The organism is Sporocytophaga myxococcoides, assembly GCF_000775915.1.
Lineage (GTDB): Bacteria > Bacteroidota > Bacteroidia > Cytophagales > Cytophagaceae > Sporocytophaga > Sporocytophaga myxococcoides_A.
Map to the genome: position 1 here is coordinate 561247 of NZ_BBLT01000004.1, position 17120 is coordinate 578366.

At 38.6% G+C, this 17120-nt stretch carries 5 protein-coding genes; 2 read left to right on the forward strand and 3 right to left on the reverse strand.

The window, feature by feature from the left end; genetic code table 11:
* Positions 1 to 14: 14 nt before the first annotated feature.
* Positions 15 to 1355, reverse strand: a complete 1341-nt coding sequence (locus MYP_RS12560) for a TolC family protein (protein WP_052430152.1) — start codon at positions 1353 to 1355, stop codon at positions 15 to 17.
* A 281-nt stretch (positions 1356 to 1636) separates the two neighbouring features.
* Here MYP_RS12560 and MYP_RS12565 point away from each other — a divergent pair, with 281 nt between their 5' ends.
* Positions 1637 to 2524, forward strand: coding sequence for an ROK family protein (locus tag MYP_RS12565; protein ID WP_045463749.1), 888 nt, complete (start codon positions 1637 to 1639; stop codon positions 2522 to 2524).
* Positions 2525 to 2839: 315 nt separating this feature from the next.
* On the opposite strand, the gene MYP_RS12570 is transcribed toward MYP_RS12565, so the two are convergent.
* Both MYP_RS12570 and MYP_RS12575 read right to left on the reverse strand, forming a co-directional pair.
* Positions 2840 to 3169, reverse strand: coding sequence for a DUF6686 family protein (locus MYP_RS12570; protein ID WP_045463752.1), 330 nt, complete (start codon positions 3167 to 3169; stop codon positions 2840 to 2842).
* 538 nt (positions 3170 to 3707) lie between these two features.
* Entirely contained in the window at positions 3708 to 4349 is a 642-nt protein-coding gene (locus MYP_RS12575) for a response regulator transcription factor (RefSeq protein ID WP_045463755.1), read from the reverse strand.
* Between the two features lie 509 nt (positions 4350 to 4858).
* Between MYP_RS12575 and MYP_RS12580 the strand changes: the two genes are divergently transcribed.
* On the forward strand, positions 4859 to 17056 hold the full coding sequence (locus MYP_RS12580; RefSeq protein ID WP_081990504.1) for a DUF7948 domain-containing protein: 12198 nt from the start codon (positions 4859 to 4861) through the stop codon (positions 17054 to 17056).
* The last annotated feature ends 64 nt before the right edge of the window (positions 17057 to 17120 follow it).

Here is a 17120-nt window from a genome sequence, read left to right on the forward strand (position 1 = left end):
TGGTTAATTAAAATTTATTTTACCTGATTTAAAAACAAAGAAAGATCTCCTGCCGCTGCGGCTTTCATGAGTAATGCTCTCCATGCATTGCTGTAGGCAATATAATTATCCGCTTCTGCCCTGTTGAGAGTCAGCAGACTTTGGGTAAACGTAGGCAAATCCGTTAACCCTGAACTATACCTTATCTGAGCCTGTTCAAAAGCGGCCCTCGCAGCTTCCAGCTGAATGGGAGATAACTGAGCCTGCTTTAATGCAACGTTAAACTGCATATCAGAATCTTTCAATTCTCTGCTCTGACGCAAAACCTGAGCATCATATAAAAGCTGATATTTATCATACTGAAACATCTCACTTTTATAATCTCTATGTATTTTGAAGTAACTGGTAAGATTCCATCTTAATGCCACTCCTGCCAGGTAATTAAAAACCTGATAATCCACGCCGCTTGAAAAATCCCTTCTGTATTCATTTGTTTTCCTTGATATACCAGAGCCCCTTGCCCATGTTGTACCAATGACAGATAAAGAAGGATAGAAGGAACGTTTTATTGAAATACTTTTTGCTTTGCTTAGATCTCTAAAAGACTGATATAACCTGAGAGAAGGTGCGTTCTTAAGATTATCCTTATCTGTTATAATCTGAGAGGGCAAGTCTTTAAAAAAATTCATAGTATCAATAGAAAGGGAATCCTTTAGATCTCCCCCACTCAACTCTATAAGTTTAAGGGCATAGGACAGTTCATTTCTTTGACTCTCGAGAAGCATCAATTCAGCTTTTGTATATTCCGCATGAGCCAGTGCACTATCTACCCCGGGTTTGAGACCTGCAGACACTCTGGCATTGACCGTTTTCATATAATCCTCAGCTCTTTGAAGATTGAATTCCTGAACACGTTTTAACTGCTGATTGATAAGAAAGAGAAGATATAAATCTGCGACTTTAATCTGATGCAGAAACAATTCATTTTCATACTCATTTTCAACTCTTGACTTTTCTGCCTTTGCGGCATTAATACCTGCTGAAACCTTTCCAAAGTTGATTACTTTCCAGTCCAGTATGGCTGTTGTATAACTTCCATAAGCACCTTTATAAATATTATCCTGCCTTATGCCACCGGAGGGAGCAAAGGCTGTTCCTTCATTAGGATAAAAGGCCCCTTCAACATTATTACTTGTAGAATAGGTATATTGATCTGCCACTATAAAGTTAGGCAGGTAATCTGCTCGTGCATATCCTATCTTTTCCTGAGCACTCTTTACTTCGTATTGCTTTGCTTTAATAACAGGATATGAGGTCTTTGCTTTTTCAAGCAACTGATTGAGGTTATAATCCTGTCCGTAGGCAATAACTGGCATAATAAAAAATAATAATAAATAATATTTCCTTAGGTTAGTCATTATTTTACCGTCTTTCAAATTAGATATCAAACACCTTTAATATTGACATCAAAACTAAAAGAGGATTCTGTAAGGAATTAGGAATGCTCTTTTTAGGCATCAAAAAAATATTTTTAAGCACTTCCTAAATGTTTCCAGAATTAAGGAAATCAAAACCGAAATACGGTGCAATGAAATTTATTTTATAAGACATTTTCCTCATTTCTTTTATATTTATAAAAATCTAATTCATCATCGATATGTTTAAAATTGGCATTGATCTTGGCGGCACCAAAATAGAAGCTATCATTCTGGATAGTACTTTGAAGGAAGTTTTCAGAAAGCGTATTAATACAGAACAGGAAAAAGGTTATGAGCATATTCTGAATAACATCACTTCATTGTATAAAGAATGTTGCAAAGTCATTCATGAAGCTGAGCATACTTTCGGGATTGGAACACCTGGATCAGTATCTGCCAAAACGGGCATGCTCAAAAATTCCAATACTGTTTGCCTTAATGGAAAACCATTTCTTCGTGATCTCGAAAAAAGTACCGGAAGAAAGGTAGCCATAGAAAATGACGCTAATTGCTTTGCCATGGCTGAAGCTCTTAATGGCGCAGGCAAAGGAAAGGCAATGGTATTCGGAGTGATTATGGGAACCGGATGTGGAGGAGGAATTGTATATAAAGGACAAGTCATACCAGGTTTACAATCTATAGCAGGAGAATGGGGACACACTACTATTGATTATCAGAATGGACCCAAATGCTATTGCGGTAAGCGTGGTTGCGTAGAAACTTTTATTTCAGGAGGTGGAGTTGAGAAGCGTTACGAAGAGCTGACGGGAGAAAAAAAATCACTGCATGAAATTATATCATTATACCGGACGGGAAACAAGGACGCGGGAATCATCATGCAGAAGTTTTTTGAACACTTTGGTGTGGCACTCTCCAATGTACTTGCTGTAATTGACCCTGACATTGTAGTTTTGGGAGGTGGGGTTTCAAACATAGAAGAGCTTTATACTCTTGGAATTGAGCAGGTAAAGAAGTATCATTTTAACGATGAATTAAAAACGGCCATAGTAAAGAATACAACAGGAGATTCTGCAGGAGTTATAGGGGCCGCGTTGATAGGTACCTGAGGAAGCAACAGTTTTAAGTAACAGCAAGACTATTCCAGACACAGGTCGTATTGTCTTAATAAAACTGGTAATAATAAATTATGATGATCTTTATATTCCTGAAATAAAAAAACTCCGAGGTATATTAAATACCCGGAGTTAGTTAAAATTAAGAACAAAAAAATATTTTAAAAGGAACGTTCTCCGGATATATGTTTTCCGGAGTGTCTTGTTCTTCTCCAAAGAACATGATAATACTATCTTCTTCATCAAATATTTCAACTTTACAGCAATTTCGTCTGTAAATCTGAATATGAAAAGATTAATAGTCTTGTCTTAGTTGATATTGTCTTTAATACTTTCATAGAGTTTAATTTTTAAATCGGCATACAACATAAGCTCTCTTAATTCATACAATTCGTTAACATCAAAAGCAAAAAATAAATCTGCAAATGAAGTTCTTATACTTAGCCTTTTCTCACCCTGATAATTAAGAAAAAACTCCTCAATATCTATTGTATCAATTAAATTTTTTAGTTTATAAAAATCATTTAAAACAAGGCCCTGGACTATGTTCTTATACATGAGACATATTTTTCCATCGCATTTATCGCAACTGAATATCTGTCCGTTTTTTGTTTTGCTTAATTGAATTTGTTCGCACATAGCCGATCTTTATATATTATTCTACTATTAAGATTCTCCTTATTTAACTTATCCTATTAACTCAACTGTAACAGGTACTTTATTTACATTTCAGAAGGTACCTCCCTTCAGAAAAATGTCGACATTATAGTTGTCCTAATACTTTAAGCCCAAGCGGTTTTTAGTAAGCTTCGAGATTGGTAACTAAAAAAGTTACCAATCATTTCTACTAATTTGTGCCTTCAGTTTAACCAGATATCTTAATACTTAATAACTGCCGATTCGGGTAAATACCTGAAGGACTAAAACTTTACGGACCACCGAATATTCGATGATTTCCTTTTATATAAGTTTTTAAATAAAATTCAAAATATATTTCGTCTGACATTCAAAAGCCACAAATCTTATCCAAATGCTATGTAAATTGCACCTCAACACTTATTTATAATCATTCTAAACAATACAAAGATAGAAGGCTGAACGTTGGCTTGCAATACTGAAAAACTAGTGTTTTTTAATACTAAAAATTTGGTAAGCGATACTAAAAAAAAAGTATTTTTCAGGAAGTTCTGGCAATAAGCTTTTTATCCAAAGCCCACAAAATCAAGTCACTGGTGCGTCTGACTCCTGCCTTTTTCATGATATTTCTTTTATGAGTAGCGACTGTGTTTTCGCTGAGAAAAAGTTGACTGGCGATAGAATCATTGGTAATTCCCTGACAGATCAGGTTCATTATTTCAGACTCTCTTTCAGAAAACTGAATGTCAGTTCCCCTTCCTGCAAACAGACCCTTCATCAGGATTTTTGTAACTTCCGGAGAATAGTAATCATTACCGGAAGAAATCTCCAGAACAGCTTTTATAACTTCTTCCCTATCTGCCTTATTGCTTATAAAACCTGCAACACCTGCCTTTACCGAGGTAAAAACTTTCATTTCGCAACTACAATCAGAAATAGCCAGGATTTTTGTTTTTGGAGACACATTTTTAATATCAACAAGGAGTTCTACAATAGGTCGTTTACATAGTCCTATTTCCAGAAAAAGAATATCAGGATTAAAATCCTTCATAACAAGCAATAAATCAGCAAGGTCCGGACTTTCACCTACAATAATAAAATCCTTCACAGACTTAAGTGTTTTCTTAAGTCCTTCTCTTATCAGATAATGATCATCCAGTATAAAAATTCTAATCTTATCCATTCTGAAAGAAAGATTCCAATTAACAAATATAAAAGAGAATAAAATCTGGACAAACTTATTTAGAACAATTCTAAATAATTAAAAAATTTTAATCTGACTTTAATAAATTCAATTTACAAACACTTAAATCTAATAGTTAGAATAATCATAAATATACTTTTCCCGTGTTTAAACAATCAATCTTACATTTTAACCTAACAAAGTAAAACATTCACAGACAAGGAGATTTTTTCTGACAAACATCAGTTTTTTTTTCAGACATAATTTAAATACTATATTAAGCTGTATCATCCCATTACACTAAGGATTCAGAAGATTATTCTAATAAAAAAATACCGTTTTACTTGACTTACCTTCAATTGAATTTATACTAACTTTGTATTCCATTGAATTTTTAGAGGACAAAAAAAATCATATTAAAATCAAATTTTACCTTATAGTACTCAATATATATCCCTGATTTAAGGGCACATAAAAATTTTCTAACAGCAAATTTTATTAATTTATTTATGAATCGTTTTTTACATTTATTGTGCTGCTTTTTTCTTACTGCCTTCATTCCAATAGAGGCAAGTGATTTAAGTACAATCAAAAAAAATGCTTCTCCTCTTTTCATTGAAAACAGAGGACAGCTGGCAAGCCATGACGGAAAAGCCATGAAGGACATAAGATATTATATGTCCGCCAAAGGTGCTCAAGTCTATTTCCTTCTTGATCGGATTGTTTATTCTTTCAAGAAAGAAAAAGAACAATTTTCCGAAGCAACAGGAAAATTAAAGGACCAGGGTAAAAACAACGAGGTGACCTTTGAAGAGCAAACTTTAGTCCTTCATTTAAAAGGTGGAAATAAAACTCCTGAAATCCTTACTGAAGAAAAAGCAGAAGGTCATTATAACTTTTATTATAAACATTGTCCGGATGGCATTACCAATGTACCTGGATACAGAAAAATTATCTATAAAAAGATATATCCCAATATTGACCTTGTTTTTTATGCCAACAATCAAGGGCTGAAATATGACTTTATAGTTCATCCTGGAGGTGATCCTTCCAAAATAGCAATGGAGTATGAGGGTGCTGAAGGAACTGCAATAAGCAGCAATGGACAACTTCTGATCAATCATAGCTTAGGAAAAATTGAAGAACTTAAACCTTATACATATCAGATAATCAATAATCAAACGGTTGAAGTAGCTTCAGACTTTAAATTAATAAACAATAAAACGGTTGGATTTAATCTATCTCGTTTCAACAAAAATCAAGTGCTTATTATAGACCCTTTTGCCACCTACTACGGTGGAACAGGTCATGATGAAGCCATAGATATTGCAACAGATGCAGCTGGCAATATATATATGGCGGGAAATACATACAGCGATGATTTTCCAACTCAAAATATTTCAGGAGGATATAATCAATCTTCATTTTCCGGATACCAGGATGTTTTTATAGTTAAATTCAATAACAATGGAGTTCGCCAGTGGTCTACTTATTTTGGTGGAAATGATGAAGACGTGCTGTCTGGAATCGGAGTAGATGCGAATGGTAATATAGCCATTACAGGAAGTACAACCAGTAATGATTTCCCCGTAAAAACACTGTCCGGGGGGTACCAACAACCATTTGGTGAAGAATATGTCAAAGATGCATTCATTGCGAAATTTAATGCAGGTGGTGCTCTTCAATGGAGTACTTACTTTGGTGGATCTGAAGATGAAGAGGGTAGTGATGTAGCCATCGATGGATCCGGAAATATTATCGTTACAGGAACTACCAATAGTACGAACCTTCCTGTCAAAAGCTTGACTGGAGCACTTAACGTTTCTACTTCCTTTGGAACCGGCGATATTTATTTCGCAAAGTTTGATGCAAATGGGGCCAGACTTTGGGCCAGCTACTACGGTGGAATATCTATTAACCCAAGTGGAATTGCCATAGACGCCAACAACAACTTCTGGATTACAGGGGTTACCTCTTACGGATTTACGGGAAAGTCAGTATCCGGTGCATACAACCAGAATATAAATTTTTCCGGGACAAATCTTTATGATGCCTTCCTTATGAAATTTAACAGCAGTGCATCGCTGGTTTGGGCTACCTGTTATGGAGGGAATGGAACTGAAACTGCAGGTCGTATTGCAATTGATGCAGGTAATAACGTATTAATTACAGGAGGAACTGCAAGTGCTGATTTTCCTCTTCAGAATCTTTCCGGAGCTTACAACCAAACTTCTAATGCCGGAGGTGAAAGCGATGCGTTTATTGTAAAGTTTTCAAACGCTGGAGCTCGTTTATGGGCTACTTATTATGGTGGAACAGGCAATGACTATGGAACTGCCATTGCTTCTGATAAATCTAATAATATCCTTGTAGGAGGTTATTCATCTCAAGGTAATTTACCTACACTTGCAATAGCCGGAGGATATAATCAGTCTCAGGGATCTACACAATATGATGATGACGGCTTTATTCTGAAATTTAACAATTCTGGTGTAAGGCAATGGGCTACTTATTATGGAGGAAGCTATGATGATCAGATTACAGCAATTACATCTGATGGAAATGGTAATGTCATAGCTGCAGGCTATTCCAATAGCGAATCTCTTCCAGTCCAATCAAATGCAAATGGTTATAGCCAGGGAAATGATTATAGTACCAAAGCTATTATAGTTCAACTCTCACCTAATGGGGTTTTGTCTTTCGGGCAAACTCCTCAAACCATTACATTTAATCCACTGCCTGACCGAGACTTTGATGATTATTTTACACTGAATGCTTCCTCAAGCTCAGGTCTTCCTGTAACATATACAGTCTCAGGACCGGCACAGCTTTATAATGGAGAAGTATCTTTTACTGGTATTGGAACTGTTACTATACAGGCTTCCCAAAATGGGAATGCCACATATAAAGCTGCAGATCCTGTAGTAAGAACATTCTGTGTTAATCCAAACCGTCCATATGCCATCCAGGGAGAGGAAAGTTCCTGTCTGGGAGAACAAATTTATTCAACATCAAGCCTTGATGGGGCAACCTATCACTGGCTGGTTTCTTCCGGAGGTACCATCACCAAAAATGAAGGCCGCACCATTACTGTAAAATGGAATACTCTGGGGAACCAGACTGTTTCACTTTATATCAATGGTAATTGCGGAAAGAACAGTGATACTATTTCCAAAACTATATCAGTAGTATCATTGCCTCCATTAGGAACTGTTACAACTGTTCATCCGGCAAATGATGCAAATAATCTGACGTTGCCGGTAATATTTACCTGGAATAAAACAGCTAATGCGACAAAATATGACCTTTATTACGGTAACAATGATTTTTCATTAACCTATCCTTATGCAAACAACATTACCGATACTTCTTATAAAGTAACATTCGGAATTAATTATGGGGTGCCATACAAATGGAAAATAGTTGCAAAATCAATATGTGAAACAAAGGAAAGCACTTTGAAGACATTTACACTAAACTGTGTAACTCCTTCTCAGCCCGCAGCCATAAATGGTTCTACCTCTGCATGCCCGGGAGAAGAGACCTATTACGTTGAACAGCAATCAGGTGTTGATTACAACTGGACTGTTTCCGGAGGAGGCACCGTAACAGGTTTTGGAAGCTTTGCATCCGTAAACTGGACGTCAACAGGAACTTTTATCATCACAGTGACGCCGTCAGTAGCATGTGGAAAAACAGGTACTGCAAAAACATTAACTGTTACTGTTGCAGACAAACCTACTCCTGTTGCTGCTGTCAATATGATTCCTGCTGATGCTGCAACAGATCTTGCTTTGCCATTAACCCTTTCCTGGTCTGCAAGTCAAAATGCAGACAACTATGATCTCTTTATTTGGAAGGATGGCAGCTCTAAACCAAGCAGTCCGATGCAGAAAGAAATAACTTCAACAAGTTATGTTCTTAACTCCGGATTGGAATTTGGAAAACCATATAAATGGCAGGTTGTAGCAAAAAATAGCTGCAAATCCAAAGAAAGTGCGATACAGACATTTACTCTGAATTGTATTACTCCTCAACAACCATCAGCTATCTCAGGAGAAACACAAACTTGTCCTGTAAAAAAATCATATAGCATCCAAGGAGCTGATGGGATAGATTATACATGGTCAGTTACAGGCGATGGAGTGATTTCCGGATCAGGACCGTCAGTAGAGGTAACCTGGATCACACCCGGGACTTATACACTAACCGTCACACCTTCTGTTAAATGCGGAAAGACAGGAACTGCACGTACTTTACAGGTAACAGTCATCAATTCTCCTGTTCCTGTTGCTGTATCAGGAATGACTCCAGCAAATGGCACAGAAAATCTTACCCTTCCATTAGACCTTTCATGGTCAACTGCAAAGGACGCCACTTCTTATGACCTTTTCCTATGGCAAAAAAGTGAATCAAAACCAGGACTGCCTTTCAGAAACAATCTTACAGGCCTTACATACAGAGTAACAGAAGAACTTGCAAAGGGTGTAATATATAACTGGCAGATAGTAGCCAGAAACACATGTAAACAAACTGAAGGACCAGTTCAGACCTTTAAGCTTTTTTGTCCTGTACCTGATCAACCTTCTGCAATAAACGGCCTGACAGACGTTTGTCCGGGGGAATGGACATATTCTGTTAATAGTCAATTCGCTACTAAATACGAATGGCAGGTTTCAGGCGGAGGCTTGGTTACCGGAACAGGAGCAGGAGCATCTGTAAAGGTAAACTGGACTACAACCGGAACTTTCAATCTTACTGTAACTCCCGTTGCTGACTGTGGTGAAAGAGGAGCCTCCAAAACCATAGAAGTATCCGTAAAAAACCCTGTTACACCCGCTGCTATCACAGATATGAAGCCGGCAGACGGAGCCATCAATGCATCTGTACCGGTAAATCTAACCTGGTCTTCCTCGTTTGGTGCTACTTCATATGATCTGTATATATGGCCGGATTCATTAGCTTCCAGACCATCTAACAATTATGCAACTAATATCTCCGGACCTGCTTATGCTGCAAAAACAGGCTTAACAAATAATCTATTATACAAATGGCAGGTAATAGCGAAAAACAACTGCAGGTCTACAGAGGGTCCTGTGCAAAGATTCAAGACCATGCCATTACCTGATTTGCAGATTGTAGATACCACTATTCCTAAATCTGCGAATGGGGGAACTCCTATTGAGCTTACCTGGGAAGTTAAAAATACGGGTCTGGCTTCAACCGGAAGTGCTGCATGGCAAGACAGAGTATATCTTTCTACTGACCTTGACTTAAGAGCGGCCGAGGATCAATTACTGGGAACATTTGACAACATTAGTTATCTGCAACCTAATAAATCCTATACACAGCGCCAGGAAATAACACTACCGTCAACACCTGGCACTTATTATCTGTTTATTATTACAGATAACACTCATGCTACTTGTAGCGGAACCCTTACAGGAGATAAATGCTCAACAGAGAGAGTCAGCGGTGGAAGCCATGTACTTGAAAGCAATGAACAAAACAATTATATATATAAAGTCATTACTATAAATCCATCACCTGCTGCAGACCTTGCAGTTACGAGTGTAGGAGCACCAACTCCAGTATTTAACGGAAGTAAAATCAATGTGACCTATCAGGTTAAAAATATTGGTCAGGCCAATGCTGTAGGAAAGAAATCTTATGCAAGCGGTGTAATTCCTATGGTGACCGGTGGCATTGGTGGCGGATCTTACAGAGGAGGAGCTGTTCCAAGCTGTTATGACCAATACTGGAACGATATGATCTATCTCTCTGAAGATGAAACCTATTCTCCTGAGACTGACGTCTATATAGGCTATTCATTTGTTGCCCTGAAAAGCAAAACAGAAAGAGATATTTGTAGGAACTTTGCCGGTATACCACTTGCAATAGACAGTTCATATACCATGATAAGTGAAGTGAATCTGCCTCCTAAATATGTAGGTAAGTACTATATCCTTGTAGTTGCAGCAGACAAAGAGGGTGTTGATGAAGCTTCTCGTTATGGAAATAACATTAAGGCAAGTGAGCAGATTACAATTAACCTCACTCCTCCTCCTGATTTTTCTGTAACTAAAGTTGATGCTCCGGCTACAGCAGTTGCTGGCAAAGAAGGATTCTTCTCTTATACAGTAAAAAATATAGGAGCAAGCGGACCTCATAAATCAGAGAATGTTTGGTACGATAATATTTATATCTCGAAGAAAAATACTTTCAATAAAGATTCTTCCATCAGTATTGGAAAATTCTATAAAACGAACAATCCTGAGTTCCTTGCAGACTCAATTTATACAAATACTAAGCAAATAAATATTCCGGAAGGTATTGCAGGAGATTATTATGTATATGTGGTAACCAATGAAGAGTTCAAAGTTTTTGAACACACCTATACAGCTAATAACATTGCAAGAAGTGAAGGAACCATGAAAATTTCTGCAGGATCTTATGCGGATCTATCGGTACTGTCTGTCGAAGTTCCTGATACTATTTATGCAGGAAGAGAATTCACGGTAAAATATCAGGTCAAAAACATTGGAACCGGAAGAGTTACAGCAGACTATTCTGATTATGTTTATTATTCTTCAACATCTACATGGAATCCTGTATATGTTTTAAGGAGCAATTATATGAAAGGAGTATTTGAGCCTGAGCAGATCAAAAATCTGGAACTCAAAGTTACTGCTCCTGAAAGCATTGGAGAGGCCTGGTTCTTTGTTTATTCAGATCCTCACAATGATATATTTGAAAACGGAAGTGAAGCAAACAACCTGAAAGGTATTTTAAAAAGTGTATACATCAAATATGCACCTCTGGAAGCTGACTTGTCAGTAACTTCTCTTACAGTGCCTTCGGTAGGGAATTCAGGAAGCAAACTCAAAATTGACTGGAAGATAAACAATATCGGCAATGATATTACCAAAGCCAATTCATGGTCAGATGGAATTTACCTTTCTGCAGATTCAATATTGGATGCGAATGATAAAGCTTTAGTTGTAAATAATTTCAGAAACAGTCCGCTTTCACCTAAGGAAGGTTATAATGGGTCTGCTGAAGTTGATCTGCCAAAAGGCCTTTCAGGAAAATATTTTATATTCCTGGTGACGGATCCGACAAAGGCGGTCATAAATGATGCTTCAGAAAAAAATAATATTGCTGCTAAAGCCATCAACCTTACTTCAAACCCTGCGGCTGATCTGATTGTAACTTCCTGGAATGCTCCTTCTGAAGCTTATGCAGGTCAGACTATCACAGTTAAATATACTGTGAAAAACCAAGGTGGTACAGATGCTCAATCCATCTACAAAGACATCAAGTACTGGACTGATGCTATATATGTGGCTCTTGATCCTGCATTGGCTTCTCAATCAGGTGTTGTGCAGGTAGGAAAATCAGGGTTTAATCAGATATTGAAGAAAAATGAAAGTTATACCGATAGTATTGAAGTTAAACTTCCCGACTATCTGAATGGTAACTATTTCATTTTCTACAAAGCTGATAATCAAAATCTGGTCTATGAAAATAACCAGGATGATAACAACCTGTCCATCGGATTACCAATTAAGATTTCTACTGCAGCACCGGCAGATCTGGTGGTGAAGAGACTAAACCTCACTCCTTCTGCATATCTTGGCGATACGATTCAGGCGTCCTATTCTGTGAGAAACATAGGAACAGTGCCTGCAATAGGAAATCTGCGCAACAATGTATTCTTATCCAAAGACCTCATCCTGCAGACTGACAAGGACATGCTGGTAAATTATGATTATACATCCATCAAACTTTTACCTGGTGATTCGATAAGAGGAACATTCTCTGCTCCTTTAACAGGAATTACTCCGGATGTATACAACGGATTGCTTCAGACCAACAGTTCCAATGCGGTGAATGAAATCAATACCAACAATAACACCGGAGCTAGCAGCAATACATTGACAGTAAAAGCACGCTCATTATATCTCGATGTGGTTGAGAATACTGTGCTTACACCTAAGGACAGATTGTACTATCAGGTAAATGTGGAAGCTGATCTTGACCTTATATTTACTCTGACAAGTGATCAGTCATACGGATTAAATGAAGTATACATCGCATACAACAGAGTGCCATCAAGCACTGATTTTGATTTCAAATACACAGAAACAAACAGGCCAAATCAGAAAGTACTGGTACCGCAAACGAAAGTCGGCAACTATTATATCCTGATCAGATCGTCTGTTGGTTATAATGGAAATCAAAAACTGAAACTGCTTGCTAAAGCCCTTCCATTCTCCATACTGAACATTACTCCAAATCAGATGGGACAAGGCATTGTAAGCGGGGTATTAAACGGAGCCGGTTTCAAAAATGGAGTAAAAGTCGTATTGAAAAATGGCAATGCAACAGTAGCCACTGCTAAAGTTGTTAAAATGGTTAGCAGTATGGAACTACAGTTACGCTGGGATCTGACTTCAACGCCGAAAGGTATTTATGATGTTGTGGCTATCAACCCGGATAACAAAGAACAGGTTCTTGTTAAAGGAGTGGTTGTTGAAGCGGCTAAAGCCTATACTATCGATTACATACCTCAGGCTCCGAGTATTCTTAGAAAAGGTAAAAGCGGATTCTATACCTTTACTTTTAGAAATACTTCAAACGTAGATATTCCGGTACTGCATGGAGACCTTACAGTTTTAGAAAAAACTGAAGTAGTAGAAGTTCAGAAACTTGAAGGTAAAATCATCACAGGAAAGGATTACCCTCTTGATATCGATCTTCCCAATACTGACTATACAGAAATAGGGGGAATCAAGTTGATACCATTTATATCAAGAGATCTTGCACCAGGAAAACAGATTACACTTGCTGTAAATCTGGGAATAAGAGATTTCAACTATAACAATTTCCCTTTATCTGTAAGACTATACGCATATGATCAGCAACACTTAATGAAAAAGCTGAATCAGGACCTTGAACTTATGAGACTTGGAATACTTTCCGACCCTGCTCTATTAAGAGCTGATATTGTTGAAGGATTGGTTGAAACTGCTGGTAACAGAAAAGCTTTTGTTGATCTCTTCCTGACTCCTTCGTTCAAAAACGGATTACTAACTGAGACTGATACAGTAGGCTTTGATTTTGCATGTCACAGCTGTCTGGACGCAGAAGGTTTGAATGCTGCATATCCCAAAGAAAATGATACTGATGGAATTACTTTCAACTATGATCCGGGAGCAAGCCCAGGAACTGTAAATCTGCCAACAGCTGTTTTCGGTCCGGGACAGGATTATCTGTGGGAAATCAACAAATACAATGGTACAGCTGGTACTGATCCTGGCTTTGATATGATTAAAGTTCAGGGAAGCATCAATGTTACAGCAACAGCTACGAATCCTTTTGTTGTCAGAATTTCATCTCTTGACGAAGACAATTATCCCGGATATCTTTCGGGCTGGTGGCCTTCAGTAACCAAAAGCTGGCCAATTGCAGTAGCAGAGGGCGGGATCAAGTCATTTGAAACTTCCAAGATTTCAATTGACACTTCGAGATTTGTTGCCCATAACTATACTTATGGAGGAAAATTCTCTTTAAAACTTCAGGGTACCGATACATTATTACTTGTATTCACTCCAAGAATACCTAAACCGGGAGAAGCTGGTATCCCTGGCGCTCCTGGTGGATATGGCCAACCTGGAAGTCCTGGCGGACAGGGCGGACCTGGAAACAGTACGACTCCTGCAGGGCCTGGCGGACCTGGTGGAACTGGCGGACCTGGCGGTGGAAGCGGTGGTCAGGGTGGCCCTGGTGGATCCAGCACAACCGGACCTGGTGGTACTGGTGGCCCTGGTGGACCTGGCGGACCTGGTGACGGAGGTTCAACAAGTGGTGGATCCGGTGGTGAAGGCGGATCTGGTGGTACAGGACCTGGCGGAACAGGACCTGGTGGAGAAAGCGGACCAACAGGAACAATCAATCCTGGACCAGAGACAACCCCTCCTGGAACTCCCCCTGGAACACCTCCAAGGAAAAAACCGGGAAGCAGAACAAAAGGACCTGGTTCTTACAGAACAAGCAAATATTATGTCCCTCCAAGACCAAGGACGCCAAGCGAGCAGGAACTACCTCCTCCTCCGCAGCAGCCTTGTAATGAGAGCAATACATCAAGTGATATATGTAAGAAAACATTTGATGTAACAAACCAGGCTGTAAAAGTGGCTACCAAGGCGAGTGACCCTTATTCTGCTGCCATATCAGTAGGATCAACTTTATTCCCAATAGATAACTGCTATGCAAATGCAGTGGTGGGAGGAGTTGCAGACGGACTTAACGGAGCATTATCGGCAAAAGATGCTAAAGGATTTAACCCTGCTATTTCAATGAGCATCGCAGCTAATGCGATCAAATTTACAGTAGCTGTAACACTTTGCTCTGAAACCAATGAAGAAGTTAAGAGACGTGGTCAGATGATTATTGATGGAATCAACTGTGTGAATTCATCCAGTGGTGTTGAGTTCTTTATCAACGTTGCTACATGTATCGGAAAAGAATTCTTCTGTACCAATATCCTCAGCTCTTGTGATCCGAATGAAATCATCGGGCCTGTGGGTTATGGACCTGATAGAATGGTGGCTTCTTCTCAGCCTATGTCCTATAAGGTTACTTATGAAAATGACTCTGCAGCAGCGACTACTGCAGCACAGAGAGTTTCCATTACTGTTCCTTTAGATGATCATCTGAATCCGCTAAGCTTTAGAGTAGGGAAATTTGGATTCGGTAAATTCAACTTCGAAGTTCCGGCAAACCAGTCAAGCTATTTGACCACACTCGACCTTCCGGATTCTCTGGGTTATGATGTAGAAGCTATTGCAGGTGTTGATGTAATTAAAAACGAACTGTTCTGGACATTCCAGACAATTGATCCTGCAACTGGTTTACCTCCTTCCAATCCATTGAAAGGTTACCTGCCTATTAATGATCTGTTTGGAAACGGAGAAGGTTATGTAACGTACTCTATCCGTCCGAAAGAAAGTGTACAGACCGGAGATACAGTAAGAGCAAGAGCTTCCATTGTATTTGATACCAACGAACCTATTATCACTAATCAGGCAAGTAATACTCTGGATGCTAAAGCCCCTGTCTCTTCAGTCAATATTTTACCTGTCGAGATTGATTCAACTACCTTGATAACGGTGAAAGTTGAAGACGATGAAAAAGGAAGCGGGCCAGGAAATTATGATCTATATGTTTCTGAAAACGGAGGACCATATAACATTCTGGCTCAGAAATATTCAGCAGACAGACCTTATCTGTTCAAAGGTACTCCTGGTTACAACTACTGTTTCTTCTCTATAGCAAGAGACAACACAGGTAACATGGAGCGAATGAAAACAAACGCAGAAGCATGTACACATGTTAAAGTAGGTTCTACTGACATTACACTCCTTTCACCTAACGGAGGAGAAAGCTTCTGCTCTGGCGCTGCTATCAATATTTCATGGTTAAGCACAGGAACCAATCCTGTTGACCTCTCCTACTCTTCTGATAGCGGTAAAACATATACATCGATAGTTGAAGGTCAGCCTGCTACTGGAACATATACATGGATTTTGCCGGAATCCGTCACTGCTTCTGACAATTACCTTATCAGAATAACTGATAGCGAAGCTCCGACAAAAGCAGATTCCAGTGATAGGGTTTTTGCTATCGGAAAAGTAAATACTGCCAATGCAGGTTCTGACGAAACAGTATGCAAAAGTACGACTCCATATAACCTTAGTGGATATAGTCCTGAAGGAGGAGTCTGGACAGGAAAAGGAGTCAGAACAGACGGTTTGTTTGATCCATCCCTTGCAGGTTCTGGTATACATACTATCAAGTACAGTATTAATACAAATAACTGCCTGACTATTGAAAGCAAGAATATAACTGTAACCGAATCTCCTGAAGTTACTCTTGATGCAATTGCTCCTGTTGATGTAAACACACCTGCTTTTGCTCTCACAGGAGGAAAACCTGTCGGAGGTACCTATTCAGGAATGGGAATTGTCGATGGAACGTTTAATCCTGCAATAACCGGTGCCGGTTCATTTAACATTACCTATACTTACAAAATTGGTGATGCTTGTGCTGGTACGGCAACCCAGGCAATAACTGTATATACATCGGTAGAAGCGCCTACAAACCTTACAGGAAAGGCAGTATCAGCTACACAGATCAATCTGAGCTGGCTGGATAACTCCACTACTGAAACAGGATATATTGTTGAACGTTCTGTAAACGGATCTGACTTTGAAGTAATAGCTATATTGCCGGCAAACAGCACAAGCTATAATGACAAAAACCTTATTCCAGACGGTGTTTACTTTTATAAAGTAAAAGCTGTTAATTCAACAGGGATTCATTCACAATATAGTAATGTGATTAAAACCATTGCAGATCCTGTTGCGATTCATCCATCGCTTTCTGAAAGTATCTATATAAAATTGTATCCGAATGTTGTATACAGCAGTTTTACACTGGAATATAATTCAATCGGAGCAAACCAGAAGGTGCTGGTGTCAATATACAATACACTGGGAGTATTGCTGATGCAGAGAGAGATCAGCGGTACATCTGGTAACTTCCAGTCAGACTTTAATGTAGTAGGAATGACTGCAGGAACCTATTTCCTTAAGATTACAGATGGAAATGACCAGTATATAAAAACCTTTATTAAAGAATAGAGGCTTATTATCTTAAAAAACAAAAAGGCTGTCTCGCATTGGGACAGCCTTTTTTATTGATCAC